This window comes from Cryobacterium ruanii (assembly GCF_004404055.1).
Classification (GTDB): Bacteria; Actinomycetota; Actinomycetes; order Actinomycetales; family Microbacteriaceae; genus Cryobacterium; species Cryobacterium ruanii.
The window spans coordinates 160,119-179,791 of the sequence record NZ_SOHK01000017.1 but is presented as its reverse complement, the minus strand read 5'-3'; the positions used below and the strand labels follow the sequence as shown (position 1 = coordinate 179,791).

The window sequence follows — 19,673 nt, the reverse complement described above, 5'->3', positions numbered from 1 at the left end:
ACCTACCGCCGAAGCTCGAAGCTGGTGGCGCCGATCTTCACGGTGGCGTTCAGGGGAATCTTGGTTGGCACGGTGACGCGCGAGCCGGCCAGAAAGGTGCCGTTGGTGGAATCGAGGTCTTGCAGCATCCACTCGTCGTGCCAGAGCATGAGGCGTGCGTGGTGGGTTGAGGTGTAGTCATCCCGGATGACAAGGCTCGAGTCGCCCGAGCGGCCGATGGTGATGGTCTCGGTGCCCAGCGGAAACTCGGTGCCGGCTTTCGGGCCGCTCGTGATGACCAGGCGGGTGGTGTTCTGGCTCGTCGCCATTCCTGCCTGCGCACCCGGGATATCCTGGGCGGCCGGGCTGGCGCGGGCGGCCGGCGCTGTGAGCGGGGCCACAGGGGCAGCGGCTGCTGCTGCGACGGGAACCGCGGCGGGAACAGGGGATGCCGGGAAAGCTGCGGCCGGGACGGACGCGGCATCCACTTTCATCTTGCGAACACGCTGACCGAACAGGTCGCTGCGCAGGGCGTAGACGATGCCGAAGATGAACATCCAGAGCATAAGCAAAAAGCCGATGCGCAGCACCAGCAGGGTCAGTTCGCTGACGTTCATGCGCCCGGCCCCCAGAATCCGCCCATGTCGTGGCGTTCGGTGGCCGGATTGGCCGGCGGCGCAGTGCGCGGGTAGTCGCGGGAGTCGGGTGTGGCCTGGGCGAGCACGCGGAACACGATACGGGTGCGGCCGATGGTGACGGTCGAGTCGGGCTCGAGGATGGCCTGGCTGATCGGGGCGCCGTTGAGCTGGGAGCCGTTGGTGGAGCCGAGGTCGCGCACCTGGGCGCGGGCGCCATCCCAGAGGATTTCGACGTGGCGGCGCGAGGTGCCGGTGTCGTCGATCGTGATGTCGGCGTCGGAGCCACGGCCGATCACGGTTCGGGCCTTGACCAGTGGATGCCTGGTGCCGTTGATGTCGAGGACCGGGGTCCAGGCGATGGTGCTCTTGACCGAGGTGGAGTCGATCTGCACCATGCCCTCACTGAGGCTGCGGTCGTCTTGCAGGGTGATGACGATGCCGCCGGTGAACTGGTAGCGCTGCTCGGTGCCGTGTTTTTGCACGAGGGCGGTGAGCTCGTCGATGAGTGTGACGCCCAGGGCGCTCATGCGGGCGTAGTCGGCGTGGGACATGCGTACCGTGAAGCGATTGGGCGCAAGAATACGATCCCGCGCAACAACAGCGGCTTTGGTGTCGAGCTCACGACGCAGCGCGGAGGTTATTTCCACCGGCTGCAAGCCCGATCGAAAGGTCTTAGCAAACGCTCCGTTGACGGCGCGCTCCAAGCCCTTTTCAAAGTTATCCAGTATGCCCACAGGTCTCCCGATCCGGTCCGTTTGGCTATGAGCATGTTACTTGTCTCGAGTGACAACCCACCTGTAGGGCGCAAACGGCACGAACAGTCATACTACCCGGGGAGCGCCCCGGACCGAATTCATCGCCCATTATGGGCATTCCGTGGGACTTTTTTCGGCAGTGCGCGACGAGCGGACGCGGCCTGCGCGGCCTGCGCGGCCGGGCGCCGCGCCGCCGAATGGCGCTGACCCCCCTCACAGTGTTAGCATTCCTAAGTTCGCGCGAGTGGCGGAATTGGCAGACGCGCTGGCTTCAGGTGCCAGTGTTCGAAAGGACGTAGGGGTTCAAGTCCCCTCTCGCGCACTGCGGGTGTTTCAGGAAATTGAGTATGCGTTTTCATGAAATCCAAGCGAACGGGCCGGTTGAGTAGAAATACTCGGCCGGCCTTCGGTTTTTAAGGGTGTTGGCGGGGCCGATCGGGCCTGTAACGGGCGGGGCTGCCCGTTTAAATGGGAAAAGGCCTGCGGGTGGGCAGGCTGAGGCTTTCGGTGCGCGTGTGGTTGGTGCTGGAGTGGGTGGCGGTCGGTGTTACTGCGGTGGGGCCAGGGCCGGTAAGGCGCTGTGGGCGCTTGGACGTCATCGACGTGCCGCGGTCGGCGTGAACGACCTGCGGGACGCCGTGAATACCGAAGATTTCCTTCATCATCTCCACCGCCAACTCGCCTGATTCCGACGCGTGAACATACGCGCCGACGATGTAGCGGGAGTAAATATCGATCATCACGTAGGCATCGAAGTACTTCCCCTTGACCGGGCCGGCGAGTTTCGTAATATCCCAGCTGAGCACCTGGCCTGGCCCCGTCGCCGTCAGTTCCGGGATCGCCCGTGCCGGGTGGCGTGCCAGGCGGCGGCGGTCCTTGACCTGCTGATTCTCGTTCAACACCCGATACATCGTTGATATTGAGCACAAGTAGGTGTCCGCGTCGAGCAGCTGGGCGTAGATCTGGATCGGCGGCAGGTCCACGAACGGCTTTGAATTGACGACGTCAAGGATCTCGCGGCGGCCTTCGTCGCCGATCTTGTTCGCCGGAATCAGCGCCGGTCCACGGACGGGAATGCGTCGTTTCCGCGTGGCGGTCGCTCGGGGTATCCCGACCAGTTCGGCCGCGACGCGAGTCGAGATCCCTCGGCTGGCCAGTTCGCGGTAGGCGGTCATTACGGCTTCGTGTGCGGTGTTTCGTCCCGCGAGCTCTTCGAAAGACTTTCGAGTAGCTCGTGCATTTTTGACATGATCTCCAACGCCACCCCCGTCGTTTCCATACGCTGCTCGGTCTTGCTCAACTGGCGGCGTAGCCGGGCGATTTCAGCCTGCTCCGGCGTTAACCGGCCAATCTTCTCGCCGGGCTTCTTCCTCGCGAGGACACCCGCGTCACGCAGCTTGCGCCACTCGGTGATCTGCGAGGAGTACAACCCCTCGGTGCGCAGATACGCGCCGCCCTCGTTGTTCTTGATGGCCGTGTCATAAGCGGCGAGGTACGCAAGCTTCTGCGCTGGGGTGAACGACCTTCTCGAGGTCGGACCACCAGCTCGGGGTCCGGGACTACTCATATGACTATCGTCGCGCACTGCGCTCAAAGACGGACTAGACATGGTGATGATTCCTGATTCTCGCCCTACGTCACACGGCGGACTTGCTCTGAGGTACTGGCCTCACCCAACCCTGACACGTAGGGGCTCGGCAAATGTTTGTTCGTCAATGTTGAGCAATTCGCCCAGAACGCCGCGAGTGCTTTGGCCAAGACGCTCTGCGGGAACGTTGAGCTCGGGCGCTGCTCCATTGAAGTGAATTGGGATGCCGCTGCTAGAAATATTGTTAAGGGGGCCCAAATCCGGATGCAGGAGCGCCACTACCTCTTTTCGAGAGCGAACAATGGGCGAGTGGAGGGCGACGAGGGGCGTTTCTACTGCCGCGACAGGGACTCCTCGTTCTGTCAGAAGTGAGACAACACCGGAGACACTCAGCCTAGAGACCCAGTCGGAGACTATCCCGTGTATTTCTCCTGATCCCACAACTCGTCCACCGCGCTGAGAAAATGGTGAATTATGTGTGAGGTCGTCACGACCCATTGCTGCGTACAATCGAGCAGCCAAATGATCCGTATGCGCACAAATGGAAACCCACCCGTCGGTTGACTCGAAAATTCCAAAAATACTGAGTCGAGGAAGAGTTGTCCCGCTTCGCACTGGTATCCCAACACTCTCAAGTGTGTCAAGTGGCTCATTTGCCATGAGCGAAGTGAGCGCGCCAAGCATGCCGACATCTACGTGGCTGCCACGCCCGTTTTTTTCGCGACTCACCACCGCCGCAAGAGTACCAATTACTCCATATAGGGGAGCCATGAGATCTCCGAGGGGGAGCCCCACCCGAACCGGCGCTTCGCCCTCTGACCCGGATGTCATCATGAGGCCACTCATGGCTTGGATGATGATATCGACCGCTTTTGCATCGCCAGCTGCAGAGCCTTGCCCGAAGCCGCTAATAGACGTGTAAATAATTCCAGGATTCCAAGCGTGAACCGTGTCGTAGTCAATGCCCAGTCGACTCGTCACTAAAGTTCTCGATGAGAACGTCGGCCCGCTCGACAAGTTTCTTAAGTACTGCAAGGCCCTCAGGATCTTTAAGGTTGATGCCCACGCTCTCTTTGTTACGAGCCCTGTTGAGCTGTGAGACTGACCAGTCATTTTCATTCTCACGTTCGCCAATGAGCTGGCCGGTTGCCGAGATGAACGGTGAATTTGTCTGCGAGCTGTCGCCGCCTTTGGAAACATCCTCAACTTTGATCACCCGTGCCCCCAAGCCTGCGAGGAGAAGCGTCGCGTAGGGACCGGATAGAGCCGTAGTCACATCGATAACGAGGAGCCCTTCTAAGGGCCTCGGGCTTGCATTCATTGAATTCCCCATCACAGATATTTCCGAGCAGCTCCAATGTACCCGGAAAAGATAATATTGAATATAGTAAATGCACGTTTTCTTGTGTAGCCTCAGTCTAGAGACCTAAAACAATGCGTCGCCACTGCCCGTGACACATCTCAGCCGTAATAAAAATAGAAAGTTGCTTGAAATGCGCAAGCCCGAAACAACAGAGTACTCCGGTCGTTATTTCGAAGACTTTTCCGTTGGAGATATCTACTACCACCCCATGGGCAAGACCGTGACTCAAGCCGATAATCAGATTTACACGCTAGCGACACAGAACACGGCCAAAACCCACTTGGACGCGAACTTTGCAAAGCAGACCGAGTTTGGCCTGCCCCTCGTCAACTCCACCTTTATTTTGGCCCTCGTCACCGGGCAGTCCACCATCGACTTGTCTTTCAACGTCTACGCAAATCTCGGTTGGGATACCGTACGGATGCCAAGCCCCGTTTTTGAAGGTGACACCATTTACTCTCGTTCAAAGGTCCTTGCGGTTCGCGACTCGAAGTCGAAGCCCTCGGTTGGGATTGTGACGGTTGCGACAGAAGGCTACAACCAAGACTCCACAATCGTAATTTCGTACGAGCGCACCTTTATGGTTTATCGCGTGGGCCAGGGTCCACAGCTCGAAGGGTCGCGGCCCGACGAGTCAACCTTTCCCGCCGCGAAATAGTTCGATGGCAACGGACATGAAAAAGAACAGCCTCGACAGCCCGGACACGTCATACCTCTTCGTCCCCGGAACCCATCCACAGCGTTTTGAAAAGGCTCTGAACTCTGGTGCTGACAACGTCATCATTGACCTTGAAGATGCCGTTTCCGTCGAGGAAAAGGGCATCGCTTTAGAACACGTGCTGGCTGCACTGAGGGCTGGCCTCTCACGTCCGGTGTTTGTTCGCGTCAATACAATCGACAGTCCGTGGTTTGGTGACAACGTCAAGGAATTGGTGGAACTCGCTTTGTCGGGCACAGCCTCCCTCAAGGGAATTGTTCTCCCCAAAGTGGAGGACGCGTCGCCGCTGGAATCGCTAAGGGCCGTTTTTCCCGAGAATGTGCAAATCGTCGGGCTGATTGAGACCGCAGTCGGCCTCCATAACGTCGTCAGAATTGCGGCGTCAAAGGGCCTGACGCGTTTGGCGATTGGCGCGGTGGACCTCAGCGAGGATCTGGGCGCCGAGAACGACAGTGCAATAATCGACTTCGCTTATGCACAAGTTGTCATTGCGTCACGGCTTTCCAAGCTGCGAGCTCCCCTGGCTTCGCCACCCATGGCTCTTCGAAGCCCCGATGCAATTGAGACTAACGCGCGTCGTCTCCGAGGAATGGGCCTCGGCGGCAGTCTCTGCATTCACCCTGATCAAGTCGCTCCCATCCACGCTGGTTTTGGACCGGCTCTCCCCGAAGTTGAGTGGGCTACCCGAGTCATGGATTCGGTTGGAGGGGCAGTGCAAGTGGACGGTGAGATGGTCGACAGACCTGTGCGCGAGAAGGCCGCAAGAATTCTGGCAGAAGCTGGAAGGCGTCAACTGTGAAGTCACTCCCCCTCGAGGGGCTCCTCGTCGTTTCCATTGAGCAAGCGGTCGCCGCACCTTTTGCAACTCGACAGCTTGCTGACTTAGGTGCTCGCGTCATTAAAGTCGAACGAGTTAGTGGAGACTTTGCCCGCGCGTACGACACGAAAGTCCACGGGGAAGCAAGCTACTTCGTGTGGCTAAATCGTTCAAAAGAGAGCCTTGTTCTGGACCTTAAATCACAGCCAGACATAGAGCTTCTCAAAAAGCTGATTGCCACAGCCGATGTTTTTGTGCAAAATCTTGCCCCAGGGGCAATTGAGCGAATGGGGCTGGGCGCAGCGGAGCTTCTCGAGGTGAACCCTCGACTCATCCACGTCAGTATTTCTGGATACGGGCGAGGCGGAGACATGGAGAAGAAGAAAGCCTACGACCTCCTTATTCAGTGCGAGAGCGGATTGCTCTCGGTTACTGGTTCACCTTACGAAACAGCAAAGGTTGGCATTTCTATAGCCGACATCGCTTCTGGGATGTATGCCTATACCGGCGTGCTGTCGGCCCTACTCAACCTCGCAAAAACAGGCAAAGGTGACGTCATCGAGGTGTCAATGCTCGAGGCGTTGAGTGAATGGATGCAACAGCCAGAGCTATATGCTCGCTACGGCGGTGCCCAGCAGCCCCGTGCTGGGGCGAGCCACGCAACCATTGCCCCTTACGGACCTTTCGAGACATCTGACGGTACGGTTTTTCTTGGAATTCAGAATGAGCGCGAATGGCTCAACTTCTGTGAAATCGTGTTAGGCGACGCAGCGCGGGCAACGTTTCCTCAGTACCAGAACAATTCGAATCGAGTCGCTAATCGCATCGAACTGAACGAAGAAATTCAAGTTCAACTGCGCGGTCTATCGACGGCAGCTGCGGTCGCTCTCCTTGAGAAGGCGGGCGTCGCCAATGCGGAGTTGAGGGACATGGCAAGCGTGGCGAAACACCCGCAACTAGAGGCGCGAAATCGCTGGATCGACGTAGAGACACCAGGCGGAGAGATCAGGGCGCTCCGTCCGCCCGTTTCTAGCGAATCTATGGGGCTTTTCCTCAGCCCCGTCCCGACCCTGGGCCAGCACACTGCGGCCATTAGGCTTGAAATCTTAGGAGGAGTCGACAAATGACAGGCATGGCACGTCAAATTTCACATCATGTGACACATCCTCACACGATTGAAGCGTCGGTTCAGAAACAAATTGATTCGCTCACTCTAGATTTTCTTGGTGTAACCGTTGGTGGCATCCACCGGGAGTCTGCTGAGGTGGCCCGCAAGTCAGTCGACCACGCCCTCGCTCCGCATGAGTTTCGCCCTGCACGAATCATGGGGCTCGACGCCTGGGCCTCCGTTGAAGACGCTGCGCTGGTAAACGGGATAACGGCCCATGGCCTTGAACTCGATGACACTCATGAGCAAGGCTCCATGCACCCAGGTGTAGCAATCTTTCCTGCCACCTTCGCATACGCCGATGCGCACCCAACAGATAAAGAAACCTTCACCAGAGCAATTGCTGTCGGTTATGACGTGATGACAGCCGTCGGAGTTCTCATTGGCGCCGACGAGTCCTACGGACGAGGATTTCACCCGACTGGTATTTGCGGAGCGATGGGTGCGGCGGCGTCCATAGCTGTGATCATGGGTCTGAACGAACACCAATCGCAGAATGCTGTTTCTTTGGCGGCAAACATGTCCTCCGGAAGTCTGGAGTTTCTTTCTGACGGCTCCTGGACAAAACGACTCAACGCGGGAAACGCTGCTGTAACAGGAATTCGCGCAGCTGAATTAGCGCAAGCTGGATTTGAAGGTCCATCAACTTTTCTCGAAGGACGCGATGGGTTTTTGCGCCAGTACGGTCAAGGCCAAGCCGAAGGACGTTCCCTCGTTCTGAAATTTGGCGCGGGCGCTCAAGCGACCAGCATCAAGTTCTACCCTTGTTGTCGTTACATGCATGGGAATATTGACATCATCCGGCAAATCCGAACGGAACGACCAGAACTCACCGGTTCCGACGTCGTAAAAATTGAGTGCGGGGTCATCCAGGCTGGGGCAACTCTCATCGCGAATCCGCCTGAACGAAAAATGACCGTGACGAGCCCCGTGGATGCACAGTTCAACATGCCTTTCGGCGCTGCTTTAGCTTTTTCTACTGGAACTGCAACGGTAGCTCAATTTGACGGCGCGGAAGCGCTGGCGAAAGATCTCGTTGGATTGATGAAAAAGGTCACCTGCTATTCGAGTGACAAGCTGGAAGCAGCATTCCCTGAGATCTGGCAAGCAGAGGTTAAAATTCACCTGAAGGATGGTTCGACAATCGAACGATTCGCTTCAGCGTACAAGGGCTCGCCAACCATGCCCTCCAACGAGGAAGAAATACTCGCAAAAATGGGAAGCCTTGTTTCGAAGGAATGGGCTGACCGGATGAGCTCGCGACTCCGTGATTTCGACTCGTCGAGTCACTACAATTCTTCCGTCTATTTTGGAATATAATTTGGTGCTAGATACCAAAAAAGACTCTGCAAACTAACTCCCCGAAGGAGGCGACATGGCACTTAAAGCACCGGCTGGCGGCCGTAAGCAGCTCAGCGAGGAAGTTTCTGACTACCTCAGAGAAACCATCATGGCTGGTGAACTAAAATCAGGTGAGTCCATTCGTGCTGATGCAATTGGCGAGTTGCTTGGTGTTTCCGCTACTCCCGTGAGAGAGGCCCTTCATGCTCTCAAGGTTGAGGGCTTTCTTGTCTTGGCACCAAGAAAGGGTTTCGCTGTTGCGCCCCTGACCGGCCAAGACATCAGAGATGTCTTTTGTGCGCACGCGTTGATTGCCGGGGAGTTGGCATCCAGAGCCTGCTTGTCGGCGTCAGATGAACAAATCGCAGAATTGGGCGCTTTGCACTTTGAGCTCATGGCGGCCGCGGAACGTGGAGACAATGAGATGCTGGAGGAAAAGAACCACCAATTCCACCGACAGATTTATGTCATTGCAAACTCCATCCGCCTAAGGCAGACGCTAGCAACCTTCGTCAAGTACGTGCCCCGCATGTTTTATTCCAAGATTCCCGGTTGGCCTGTCACAACCGCAAACGACCACTCTGCCGTCATTAGCGCTTTCCGCGCGCACGACGCCGAAGGTGCAAGAGAAGCGATGTCAAAACACATCATTAACTCCGGGGAGCTCTTGGCGCAATACTTTGACGAGCAGCAAAGCGTGACCTCCTGTCCAATCTAGATATCCTATCGGCGTTGTCGCAGCACCGCTGATCGGCCTGTTAGCCGCGCATTTCGCGGTCTCAACGTCTTCCTTTACAGGTGGGGATTCTTCGGGCGACTTTGTCGTGATTTCAGAGCTGCACGGACGCGCGACCGCCAACTCCCATTCAGCGAAAAAGGTCATTGACGGGATTCAGTTTTCTAGAATAGATTGTATAAAATCTACGAAAGCCACGTAGTAGGCGTGAATGCGGCAAGCGAGAAATCCCCAGACTTTTTCGGTCGGCGGTGATCCCACGTTGGCGCTCGAACCCAATTGAGAATATTTAAGGGGAACTCGAATGGCAAAAGATATCAAAGTTGTATTCGGCGTCGACATCGATGCCGTCGGCGGCTGGCTAGGGTCTTACGGAGGAGAGGATTCGCCCTCCGACATTCAGCGCGGACTATTTGCCGGCGAGGTTGGGACACCGCGCCTCCTTCACCTTTTTCAGAAATACAATCTTCCTGCGACGTGGTTCATTCCCGGACACTCCATCGAGACGTTCCCCGACCAGGTCAAGGAAATTGTCGATGCTGGCCACGAAGTGGGGTGTCACGGGTATTCTCATGAAAACCCCATCGCCATGACCCTCCAGCAAGAGAAAGACGTTCTCCGCAAGACCGTGGATCTTGTCGAAAAAGTTTCCGGAAAGCGCCCCCGAGGATATGTCGCACCCTGGTGGGAAATGTCGGAGTCAACTGCCGAACTCCTCTTGGCCGAAGGTTTCACCTACGACCACAGCCAGGGACTTCATGACTTCATGCCCTTCTATGCTCGCGTCGGGGACACCTGGACCAAAATTGACTACACCAAGGAGGCTGAATCTTGGATGAAGCCTTTGGTTCGAGGCAACATAGTTGACCTCGTTGAAATCGGTGCCAACTGGTACGTCGATGACCTTCCTCCCATGATGTTCATCAAAAACTCACCCAATAGCCACGGATTCGTCAACCCCCGGGACATTGAAGAAATGTGGCGTGATCAGTTTGACTGGGTTTACCAGGAAATGGATTACGCCGTATTCCCTTTCACAATTCACCCAGACGTGAGTGGCCGACCTCAAGTTCTTTTGATGCTCGAGCGGCTCATTAAGTACATCAATGGCCACGAAGGCGTCACGTGGGTCACAATGGAGGAAGCCGCCGATGACTTCCGCCGCCGCAGCCCCTTTCCCCGCTAACACTCCAATCACAACGATTCGAAACAACGTGCAAAACCCCAGCCCAAGCGAGGCTGGGGTTTTGCACGTTCTCAGCACGGTTGCAACTTTCGAGAGACCGTTCTGATCATAACCGGCTCTTCGCAATTGAGGATGTAATTGGGGGGCGCGAAAAGGGGCGCGTCGTTGGGTTGAAAGAGGTCGAAGCCTTTCCAAGATGGAAGTTCCAACACTGCCCATCAGGAAGACCTCGACATGTCCCAGAATACTTTCGCCAACCCCGATCTGACCACCTTTTGCCGGCTGGATGAGCTCGGTCTGCGAGCGGTCGGGCAGCACCTCGACCGCGGTCGTGCGGTGCTGGATGGCCGCGTCGTCGAACGTGACTATTGGTGCCACCACTGTGGCTGCCAGGGCGTGCCCCGAGACACCGTCATTCGCCGCCTCGCGCACGAACCGTTGGAGTGGCGGCCGACGACGCTGCTCGTCCGGGTCCGCCGCTACCTCTGCACCGGGTGCGGACGAATATGGCGGCAGGACACCGGGAAAGCGGCCCCGCCGAAAGCGAAGATCTCCCGCGGCGGCCTGCGATGGGCGTTGGCCGGCATAGTCGTCAGCCATCTCTCTGTCAGCCGCGTCGCGGCCGGTCTCGGAGTCGCCTGGCACACCGCCAACAGCGCCGTGTTGGCCGAAGGGAAACGGGTGCTGATCAATGACCCGGCACGGTTCGACAACGTCACGGTCATCGGTAATGACGTGCACGTCTGGAGCCATACCCGCAAGGGCGACAAGTTCGTCACCGTGGTCATCGACCTCACCCCCGTGCGCACCACAACCGGGCCATCCCGGCTGCTGGACATGGTCGAGGGCCGATCGAAACAGGCATTCACGCAGTGGCTGGCCGACCGCCCACAGACGTGGAAAGACCGCATCGACGTCGTCGCGATGAACGGCTTCACCGGCCTAAAAGACCGCTGCCAGCGAGGAACTCTTGGAGGCGGTTCCGGTGATGGATCCCTTCCACGTCGTGCGCCTCGCCGGCGACGCGTTGGACCGCTGCCGGCAACGCGTTCAACAAGACACACTCAGTCATCGCGGGCATGTGTGCTTTGTCAACTTGAAGCCGGCCATTTCAGCGCTAATTAACCGGCCAGCTCGGCACCTTTTCCGGCCAGTTGAGCACCGCGGTCCCAACGGCCGGTTTCCGGGGAGGATTTCGTCGCCGGGCCCCTCGGCGGAGTGGCGTTTGCGCTCGGCCGAGCCGGCTTCAGGATCGAGGTCGCCCGGGCCGGTGCGGGGCTATTTCATGAGGGCGTGTTTGACGCGGTAGGACTCGCCACGAAACTGGAGAAGCCGACCGTGGTGCACGATACGGTCGATGACAGCAGCGGCCATGTTGTCGTCACCGAACACCGTTCCCCAGCGCGAGAATTCCAAATTTGTGGTGATGATCAGGCTTCTTTTTTCATAGCCATCCGCGATGACTTGGAACAGGAGCCGGGCGCCCTCGGTGTCAATCGGTAGGTACCCAAATTGTCAATCGGTAGGTACCCAAATTCGTCAATTGCGAGTAGTCGGTTTTTACCTATGTTGGCCAGTTCCCGATCGAGGCGGCCTTCGTCTTTGGCGCGGCGCAGCTGCATGACCAGCGACGAGGTCGTGAAGAAGCGTGCCGGGATTCCTTCGCGGCAGGCGGCGGCGACCAGGGCGCTGGCGAGGTGGGTTTTGCCGGTGCCAACGTCACCGTAGAGGACCAAGTCCTCGGCCCGGTTGATGAATTCCAACGACGTCAGCTCTTCGCGGCCGTAATCCTCGGGGAACTTCACGCTCGAGTAATCAAAACCCACGAGTGACTTCAGCGCCGGCAGCCGGGCCGCGGTCAGCAGTCGTTGGCGGCGAGATGCTTGCCGGGATTCGTGTTCGGCCAGGAGCATTCCGTGTAGGTATTCGCGTTGTTTCGGGGTGCCTTTCTCGGCCCATTCGGCCAGGACGGTGTTGGTCAGCGATGCCTGCCGGCCGGTCTCGATGATGTCTTGAACGGTGACGAGGCTCATGCGATCTCTCCCGTCACAGTGTTGACGGTGGTGAAGATGTCATAAACACTCAAGTCCACGTTCTCCACCGCCGGAGTGGTCCCGTCGGCCAGGCGTCGGGCGAGCATGCCCAACGCGGCGATCTCCGGGGTGTCTCCGCGCTGGATCAGCATGTCGGCAGCAGTGATGGCGGCGTCGAAACCGGCCGATCCCGATGCGGCATCGACGGCGTTGAGCAGTCGGCGCCGTTGGGTGGCGGTGGCCTTGTCGAGCCAGTCCCGCACCGGCTCGGGGACCAACGACCGCAGTTGGGAATGCCCCCAGGCTCCGGGCTTGGTTACCAGCAACGGCAGCAGCGACGCCGGTTCGAAGATTGTCTCCGTCTGCCGACCAAACGCTCGCGGGAAGGAACGGACGGGCGTGGCCTGCTCGTCGAGGATCTCGACGACGTCGTGGCGCAACCCAACGGTGAGAGTGCGGCTGTGAAAGGACGACCCGGCCGCGTAGGTGTTCCCGTCAATGAGCAGGTTCCCCTTCTTATCGGCGTGCGGGACTCGTAACGCACCGGGTCAAAGCCGACCCCGGGCAGGGCCAGACTGGCGGCAACGTCCTGGGCGAAGAGCTCGCTAATGGGTAGGCCCTTCCGGTAGTGCGTGGCCTCAGCCAACGCCATGCACCGCGTCAGCAGCACGTTGTTCAGGCCCTGCAACGTGGCTGCCTCGGGCTCAGGGACCATCAGGTTCCGGCGGAGAAACCCGACGGCGTTTTCGACGTTGCCCTTCTCATTGCCCGAGTACGGATTGCAGTACCGAGACTCCGACCGGTAGTGCAACTTGAACGCGCTGAACAGTTTCGTCTCGACGACCTTCTGCCCCACTCTTCGCCCGATCCCGGTGGCGTTGTCAAAAACCAGGTGCCGGGGCGCGGCGCCGATGTGTTCGAAAACGGTGCGCAGCACATGGCAGACGCACTCGGAGGTTTCACCGCGGTAGGCCTGCACGAAGCGCATGTTCGAGAACGGAAACGTGACAACGAAGATATGTACGACCTGCCGGAGCCCGCCGATGATGGCCTCCGCCTGCCCAAAGTCGACCTGCGCCGTGCCGGCCGGCCAGACCAGTTCGGTGAAGCCCTCACCGGCCTGGCGGTGTTGGTCGTTCCACTTCTTCACAAAGCGTTGCACCGGAGAATAACTGCCGGTGAAACTCCTCTCGACGACGAGGCGGTCAAAGACCCGTTTGGCCGTGTGGCGTTGCTTCCGAGGCCGGCGCTGATCCTCGCTCAACCACGTTTCAACGGTCGTTTCGAACCCGGTCATCGCCGAGCCGGCGGGCCGGACTATCGGCGCCGGAGGCCGGGGTGAGTAGTCGCGTTGCCCGGTGTATTCGACCACCGCGTCGCGGCTCACTCCGAGCCGGCGGGCGATTTCACGGCCCGCGATTCCGTGGGAGTCGAGAGTTCTGATATTTTCTTGCACGGACATGGGTACCGTCATCTGCTTCCTGGTTCCTTCCGGCGCGACCGCTTGGCAGTTGCTGCGCCGTTAGGAACCTACTGGGGTGGCGGGCCCATGTTTCCAGCTCGCTGAAGAGGGCCTCGGCCACCGGTGATCTCAATCTCTGCGTCTTCCCCAAATCCACGGTCTTGGAGGGGAATCGACTGGCCTGATTCTTAGCGCTCTTTTGGCAGGAAACCAGCCGCTAACTTGGCAGGATTCCAGCGCTGAAACGGCCTAGAAAGAGTTGATCACACACAGCATGTGGGAGATCCGCTTTATCGCGCCCGCCGGACGCTGCACACCGGTCGTGATCTGCTCACAGACAAGCAACAAGACCGCCTGACGGCGCTGTTCGACAGCGATGAGCACGTCGAGGTTCAGGCGACTTGGGGCATCTATCAGCGCATCGTCGCCGCCTACCGAACCGAAGACAGGAAAACCGGCAAAATCATGATGGAAGCGGTGATCGATTCGATCAGTCACGACGTCCCGAAGCTCCTGACGGAGCTCCACCGACTCGGATGGACCCTGAAACAGCGCGCCGCCGACATCCTCGCGTTCTTAGACAGACCCGGATCCTCCAACGGCCCGACCGAAGCCATCAACGGAAGGCTCGAACACCTCCGCGGCACAGCCCTGGGCTTCCGAAACCTGACGCACTACATCGCCCGGTCGCTCCTCGAAGCCGGCGGATTCCGACCCCAACTACACCCCTAATTGCGAAGAGCCTCATAACCAATCGTTGACGTTATTTTGTTTTCTATAATAGAATATTGAATATAGAGCTTCAGCAGTATTTCCATACACGCAAAGGAACGAGCCATGAAAATTGTCGTCCTCGTCAAACAGGTGCCTGACACCTGGGGCCAGCGCGCGTTAGACCTTCAGACAGGCCGAATTGATCGCGTCCTTGGCGAGAACGTCGTCGATGAGATCAATGAACGCGCACTCGAAGTTGGGCTGATTCAACAGGACACCATGGAGGCCGAAGTAATCGTCCTTACGATGGGCCCGGGTTCAGCAAGTGACGCCATCAAAAAGTCCCTTGCAATGGGGGCAGATTCTGCGATTCACATTAACGACGACCTTCTCGTTGGTGCCGACTATATGCGAACGGCGCAGACGATAGCCGCGGCACTCAAGTCGGTCCCTTTTGACCTCCTGATAGCAGGAGACAAATCAACCGATGGTGGGGGTGGAGTCATACCTGCCATGGTCTCAGAAATCCTGGGAATACCTCACCTCACGCACCTTGATTCGGTGACAATTGAGGCGTCCAAGGTTTCAGGTGAACGCAGCAACAACAACGGCTCCGTCAGAGCGCACGCAACATTGCCCGCAGTGATCTCTGTTACCGAGCGATCTGCCGAACCACGCTATCCGACCTTTCGCGGCATCATGAAGGCGAAAAAGAAACCCGTTATTTCCGAAAACTTATCGTCAATTTCTCTCGATTCCGTAAGCCCCGTGTCTGATAACGAGACGACGGCTGTCTTGACCGTCGAGGCCCGAGCCGAGCGCATTGGCGGAATCAAGATAATCGATGAAGGAGATGCCGGGAACAAGATTGCCGAATTCCTCGCCCTCAACCGACTGATTTAAGGCAGACACCACGATGACTAAAATCCTTGTACTCATTGAATTAACGACAGAGGGGCTCTTGGCCAACACATCCAAGTCACTTCTCATCGTGGCCCAATCCATTGGCGAACCCGTAGCGGTTGTCGCAACGTCGGCTGCTCTCTCGAACCAGGTTGTTTCTGAATTGGGCGCTCTGGGGGCGGGATACGTCCACGTGTATGCCGGAGAATCTGTTCTCACGGAATTGGTTAGTCCTTGCGTTTCCGCTTTGGACTCAGCTTTAGAAACCCACGCTGATGCTGTTGTTGTTTTGGCATCAAATTCAATCGACAGCCGAGAAGCGGTGGCGCGTTTTGCGGTCCGTCACAACACCGGTCTTCTCACCGATGTTGTCGCCGTTGCCAAAGAAGACGATGTGATTGTTGCCACCCACTCTGTATTTGGCGGGATCTTCACTGTTAGAGCCCAAGCACGCACCTCTATGACGGTCTTGACGCTTCGGCAGGGTGCGATCGAAGGTTCAGTGGAATCACGAACTCCCGAGGTCAGCACCGTTGCCGCACTCGCATCTCCCACGAGTGCCGTAATCGAAGAAGTCATCGAGCGTGCATCAGGCCCCGTCGGGCCCGACCTTGCAACGTCCAGAGTGGTTGTTGCTGGTGGTCGTGGCCTCGGTGACCAAGAGCGATTTGCGCTTGTGGCCGACTTAGCTTCGGCGCTTGATGGTGCCGTGGGAGCTTCTCGTGCAGCCGTCGACGCTGGCTTTGCGCCTCAAAGCGCTCAAGTCGGGCAAACTGGAACCACGGTGTCCCCAGAACTTTATGTCGCTCTTGGCATTTCAGGCGCCATCCAACATCGGGCAGGCATGCAAATGTCGCAAACGGTTGTGGCAATAAATACAGACCCTTCAGCCCCGATTTTTGATGTGGCCGATTTTGGGGTTGTGGGCGATGTCTTTAAGGTCGTCCCACAGCTGCTGCACGCACTAGCCAAACGACAAGGCTAGCCACGCGATGAAGCTCATCCCATTGACCCGCAAACTCGTCTTGCGCACTCTGTGGAAGGTCCTTTTGGCGCTCGTTGCGCTCGGGTTTGCCGTTCTCCTCGCACAGAGCCTGCGCCAGCTCGCCACCGTTCAAGATTTCATTTCCCATTTTCCTGGCGAATCGACGCTGCCCGAGGACACCCCCGTCGGGTTCCCTGCTTGGTTGAGCTGGCAACATTTTCTTAATACACTTTTCATCCTCCTGATAATTCGAACCGGATGGCAGGTGCGAACAAATCAACGACCCCAAGGGTTTTGGGCTTCACGCCGAGCTCCGCGAGGTGGTCCTCCCCAAAAGATATCCCTGACCCTCTGGCTTCATCTTTCGCTGGACCTGCTGTGGGTCATCAACGGAGTCCTCTTCTACATTCTTCTCTTTGCAACAGGTCAGTGGGCGCGCATTGTCCCTACAAGCTGGGACGTTTTTCCTAACGCTCTCTCGGCCAGCATTCAATATGCATCTCTTTCGTGGCCAGCGGAAAACGGGTGGGTCAATTACAACTCCCTGCAGTTGCTCTTTTACTTTGTAACAGTTTTTATTGCCGCACCACTGGCGGTTGCATCGGGCCTTCGAATGTCGCCCACCTGGCCAAGTTCGAACAAACTACTCTCACGCGCCTATCCCGTAACCGTTGCACGTGCTGTGCATATCTCAGTGTTGGTTTATTTCGTTGCCTTCATCATTGTGCACGTCACTCTTGTAATGGCTACCGGTGCTCGCCAGAACCTCAATCATATGTATGCCACAAATAGCGGGGACAGCTGGGCTGGTGCAATTGTATTTGGCATCTCGCTGGGCGTGATCGTAGCCGCTTGGGCTCTCGCAAAGCCACTCTTCATCAGGCCGGTTGCTTCGCTTTTCGGGAAATTCACGCGCTGACGCGTCAATTTCCGTTCCGCAGATGCTTTGTATCTGAACTTTCCTGTGTTTTACAAAAGAGCTACCCGAACGATGGTTTTAGACGCTATATCCTATATTGGGAACGGATTGTCTGAAAAAGATGACCCGCGAAAGTGATCCACCCTAAGAATTTCACCGCAACGATGAACGGATTATCATGTCGTCCAACCTCACTGAAGAAGAAACCTTTCTCATCAAAACTGTGCGCTCGTTCATCGACCGAGACGTCAAGCCAACAGTGCGTGATGTAGAACACGCGAATGAGTATCCCGAATCGTGGATCGAGACCATGAAACAGATTGGAATCTACGGTCTCACCATTCCCGAGGAATTTGGCGGCTCGCCGGTCTCCATGTCCTGTTACGTGCACGTGACCGAGGAACTTTCACGCGGGTGGATGAGTCTGGCCGGAGCAATGGGCGGGCATTCCGTCGTCGCCAAACTCATTGGCATTTTTGGCACTGAAGAACAGAAGCAAAATTACCTCCCAAGGATGGCTTCCGGCGAGCTGAGGGCAACGATGGCGTTGACTGAAGCGGGGGGCGGTTCTGACCTTCAAGCGATGACGACCATCGCAAAAGCTGATGGGGAAGATCTGGTCATCAACGGCTCCAAAATCTGGATTTCAAATGCACGCCGGTCAGGGGTCATTGCCTTGCTCTGCAAGACAGACCCAACAGCGTCTCCCCGCCATTCCGGCATGTCTGTCGTGCTCGTGGAGCACCGTGACGGCCTGACGGTCTCGCGCGACATGCCAAAACTTGGTTACAAGGGCGTCGAGAGTTGTGAAATCTCTTTTGATGACTATCGCATTTCCGCCCAAGCAATTCTTGGCGGCACCCCCGGCCAAGGTTTTAGCCAAATGATGAAAGGCCTTGAAACTGGGCGAATCCAAGTTGCTGCAAGAGCACTCGGGGTGGGTGCGGCAGCCCTTGAGGACTCCTTAGAGTATGCCCAGGCGCGCGAATCCTTCGGAAAGCCAATCTGGAAGCACCAATCCGTTGGCAACCTCCTCGCCAATATGGCGACCAAACTCACTGCAGCGCGCCAACTGACCCTCCTCGCAGCGGACAAGTTCGACAGTGGAGAGCGCTGTGACATGGAAGCCGGCATGGCCAAACTATTCGCCTCCGAAGTTGCGATGGAAATAGCCCTTGACGCGATTCGAGTTCACGGTGGTGCTGGCTACTCGACGGAGTACAACGTCGAACGTTACTTCAGAGACGCACCGCTCATGATTGTTGGCGAAGGCACAAACGAAATCCAGCGGAATGTTATCGTTTCGCAGCTGGTATCGCGCGGGGGGCTGTAGCGCCAATTTATTGCCTCGACAGACATCTCTGCGGGGAAAGTTTGCTACCTGGGGGCTGCTCTACCTGAGCTATTTCAGTAGTAGAAGAAAGGGAAATGATGACGAAGGAAATTAAGGTCTGTATCGGAACCGATATTGACGCCGTTGCCGGATGGATTGGCTCCTACGGAGGTCAAGATTCGCCCGCGGATATTCAGCGAGGGATGTTTGCGGGAGAAGTAGGTATTCCACGCCTGCTTCGCCTTTTTGAGAAGTATGGAATCTACGGCACGTTCTTTGCGCCGGGCCATTCCATAGAAACGTTCCCACACCGCATTGAGCAAATTGTTGAGGCGGGTCACGAACTGGGCGCTCACGGGTACACCCATGAGAACCCCATTGCCATGACGGCTGCTCAAGAAGAGGACGTTATCAACAAGAGCATCTCTCTTATTGAGAAGTTCTCGGGTCAGAAGCCGCGCGGCTACATCGCTCCCTGGTGCGAGTTGTCCTCCATCACGACTGACCTTCTTTTGAAGAATGGTTTTACCTACGATCACAGTCAGGCTTTCCACGACTTCCAGCCGTTCTATGCGCGTACAGGCGACACCTGGACGAACATCGATTACTCGAAGGATGCCGCAGACTGGATGAAGCCACTCGTGCGGGGCAAGGAAATCGACCTCGTTGAGATTAACTTCAGCTGGTACATCGATGATTTGCCACCAATGATGTTCATCAAAGGCAGCCCTAACAGCCACGGCTTCGTGAACCCTCACGATGTTGAGCAGCTGTGGCGCGATCAGTTTGATTGGGTCTACCGCGAGTACGATTACGCGATTTTCCCCATCACGATTCACCCCGACGTTTCAGGGCGCCCACAGGTGCTTTTGATGTTGGAGAGGCTTTTCGACCACATCCAACGTCACCCCGGGGTCACGTTTGAGAAGTTCGAAGACGTGGCGTCTGATTTCCGTCAGCGCTTCCCGTTCGAAGAGAACAAGCTCTATCCTTTCGATCGCGATATGGCATAGGCAGCAAAGCTCTAGAGAGGTT

The 19,673-nt window shown here is 57.2% G+C and carries 17 protein-coding genes, 1 tRNA gene and 4 pseudogenes; 14 read left to right on the top strand and 8 right to left on the bottom strand.

What is annotated here, in order from left to right:
• Window positions 1-2: 2 nt before the first annotated feature.
• Together E3T47_RS12345 and E3T47_RS12340 are read right to left on the bottom strand one after the other, a co-directional pair.
• Window positions 3-596 (bottom strand): FHA domain-containing protein FhaB/FipA, encoded by a 594-nt coding sequence (locus E3T47_RS12345; RefSeq protein ID WP_134556350.1) that lies wholly within the window; start codon window positions 594-596, stop codon window positions 3-5.
• Window positions 593-1,351, bottom strand: a complete 759-nt coding sequence (locus E3T47_RS12340) for an FhaA domain-containing protein (protein ID WP_134556349.1) — start codon at window positions 1,349-1,351, stop codon at window positions 593-595. Before E3T47_RS12340 ends, E3T47_RS12345 begins: the two co-directional genes overlap by 4 nt.
• 259 nt (window positions 1,352-1,610) lie before the next feature.
• On the opposite strand from E3T47_RS12340, the gene E3T47_RS12335 reads away from it, so the two are divergent.
• Window positions 1,611-1,694: transfer RNA gene (locus tag E3T47_RS12335), tRNA-Leu, on the top strand.
• 142 nt (window positions 1,695-1,836) lie between these two features.
• Here the strand turns inward: E3T47_RS12335 and E3T47_RS12330 are convergent.
• The 3 genes and pseudogenes from E3T47_RS12330 to E3T47_RS12320 form a co-directional block, all read right to left on the bottom strand.
• Window positions 1,837-2,547, bottom strand: coding sequence for a DDE-type integrase/transposase/recombinase (locus tag E3T47_RS12330; protein WP_134556348.1), 711 nt, complete (start codon window positions 2,545-2,547; stop codon window positions 1,837-1,839).
• Complete coding sequence (locus tag E3T47_RS12325; protein ID WP_134556347.1) at window positions 2,547-2,939, bottom strand: hypothetical protein; 393 nt, start codon at window positions 2,937-2,939, stop codon at window positions 2,547-2,549. Before E3T47_RS12325 ends, E3T47_RS12330 begins: the two co-directional genes overlap by 1 nt.
• Window positions 2,940-3,041: 102 nt before the next feature.
• Window positions 3,042-4,281, bottom strand: a pseudogene (locus tag E3T47_RS12320) (CaiB/BaiF CoA transferase family protein).
• A gap of 130 nt (window positions 4,282-4,411) precedes the next feature.
• Between E3T47_RS12320 and E3T47_RS12315 the strand changes: the two are divergent.
• From E3T47_RS12315 to E3T47_RS12285, 7 genes and pseudogenes are all read left to right on the top strand, one after another.
• On the top strand, window positions 4,412-4,981 hold the full coding sequence (locus E3T47_RS12315) for a MaoC family dehydratase (RefSeq protein ID WP_241982240.1): 570 nt from the start codon (window positions 4,412-4,414) through the stop codon (window positions 4,979-4,981).
• Between the two features lie 16 nt (window positions 4,982-4,997).
• Window positions 4,998-5,840 (top strand): HpcH/HpaI aldolase/citrate lyase family protein, encoded by an 843-nt coding sequence (locus E3T47_RS12310; protein WP_166805716.1) that lies wholly within the window; start codon window positions 4,998-5,000, stop codon window positions 5,838-5,840.
• Entirely contained in the window at window positions 5,837-6,985 is a 1,149-nt protein-coding gene (locus tag E3T47_RS12305; protein ID WP_134556345.1) for a CaiB/BaiF CoA transferase family protein, read from the top strand. Before E3T47_RS12310 ends, E3T47_RS12305 begins: the two co-directional genes overlap by 4 nt.
• Window positions 6,982-8,346, top strand: coding sequence for an MmgE/PrpD family protein (locus E3T47_RS12300; protein WP_134556344.1), 1,365 nt, complete (start codon window positions 6,982-6,984; stop codon window positions 8,344-8,346). Before E3T47_RS12305 ends, E3T47_RS12300 begins: the two co-directional genes overlap by 4 nt.
• Before the next feature lie 55 nt (window positions 8,347-8,401).
• Complete coding sequence (locus tag E3T47_RS12295) at window positions 8,402-9,085, top strand: GntR family transcriptional regulator (protein ID WP_134556343.1); 684 nt, start codon at window positions 8,402-8,404, stop codon at window positions 9,083-9,085.
• Between the two features lie 322 nt (window positions 9,086-9,407).
• A complete protein-coding gene (locus tag E3T47_RS12290) occupies window positions 9,408-10,289 on the top strand; it encodes a polysaccharide deacetylase family protein (protein WP_134556342.1) in 882 nt (293 codons plus the stop codon).
• Window positions 10,290-10,523: 234 nt separating this feature from the next.
• Window positions 10,524-11,367: pseudogene (locus E3T47_RS12285) on the top strand (ISL3 family transposase); the annotation flags it as partial.
• Window positions 11,368-11,567: 200 nt separating this feature from the next.
• On the opposite strand, the gene E3T47_RS16585 reads toward E3T47_RS12285, so the two are convergent.
• From E3T47_RS16585 to istA, 3 genes and pseudogenes are all read right to left on the bottom strand, one after another.
• Window positions 11,568-11,750: an ATP-binding protein gene (locus E3T47_RS16585; protein WP_277871833.1), complete on the bottom strand. Its 183-nt coding sequence runs from the start codon at window positions 11,748-11,750 to the stop codon at window positions 11,568-11,570.
• A complete protein-coding gene (locus tag E3T47_RS12280) occupies window positions 11,720-12,322 on the bottom strand; it encodes an ATP-binding protein (protein ID WP_277871828.1) in 603 nt (200 codons plus the stop codon). The genes E3T47_RS16585 and E3T47_RS12280 overlap by 31 nt, the downstream gene beginning before the upstream one ends.
• A pseudogene (istA, locus tag E3T47_RS12275) lies at window positions 12,319-13,784 on the bottom strand (IS21 family transposase). Before istA ends, E3T47_RS12280 begins: the two are co-directional and overlap by 4 nt.
• Before the next feature lie 270 nt (window positions 13,785-14,054).
• Between istA and E3T47_RS12270 the strand changes: the two are divergent.
• From E3T47_RS12270 to E3T47_RS12245, 6 genes and pseudogenes are all read left to right on the top strand, one after another.
• A pseudogene (locus tag E3T47_RS12270) lies at window positions 14,055-14,516 on the top strand (transposase); the annotation flags it as partial.
• Between the two features lie 105 nt (window positions 14,517-14,621).
• Window positions 14,622-15,401, top strand: a complete 780-nt coding sequence (locus tag E3T47_RS12265; RefSeq protein WP_134556341.1) for an electron transfer flavoprotein subunit beta/FixA family protein — start codon at window positions 14,622-14,624, stop codon at window positions 15,399-15,401.
• Between the two features lie 13 nt (window positions 15,402-15,414).
• Window positions 15,415-16,386, top strand: a complete 972-nt coding sequence (locus E3T47_RS12260) for an electron transfer flavoprotein subunit alpha/FixB family protein (protein WP_134556340.1) — start codon at window positions 15,415-15,417, stop codon at window positions 16,384-16,386.
• Window positions 16,387-16,393: 7 nt separating this feature from the next.
• Window positions 16,394-17,305 (top strand): cytochrome b/b6 domain-containing protein, encoded by a 912-nt coding sequence (locus E3T47_RS12255; protein ID WP_134556339.1) that lies wholly within the window; start codon window positions 16,394-16,396, stop codon window positions 17,303-17,305.
• A 178-nt stretch (window positions 17,306-17,483) separates the two neighbouring features.
• A complete protein-coding gene (locus tag E3T47_RS12250; protein ID WP_134556338.1) occupies window positions 17,484-18,638 on the top strand; it encodes an acyl-CoA dehydrogenase family protein in 1,155 nt (384 codons plus the stop codon).
• Between the two features lie 98 nt (window positions 18,639-18,736).
• Window positions 18,737-19,651: a polysaccharide deacetylase family protein gene (locus E3T47_RS12245; RefSeq protein WP_134556533.1), complete on the top strand. Its 915-nt coding sequence runs from the start codon at window positions 18,737-18,739 to the stop codon at window positions 19,649-19,651.
• Window positions 19,652-19,673: the final 22 nt, after the last annotated feature.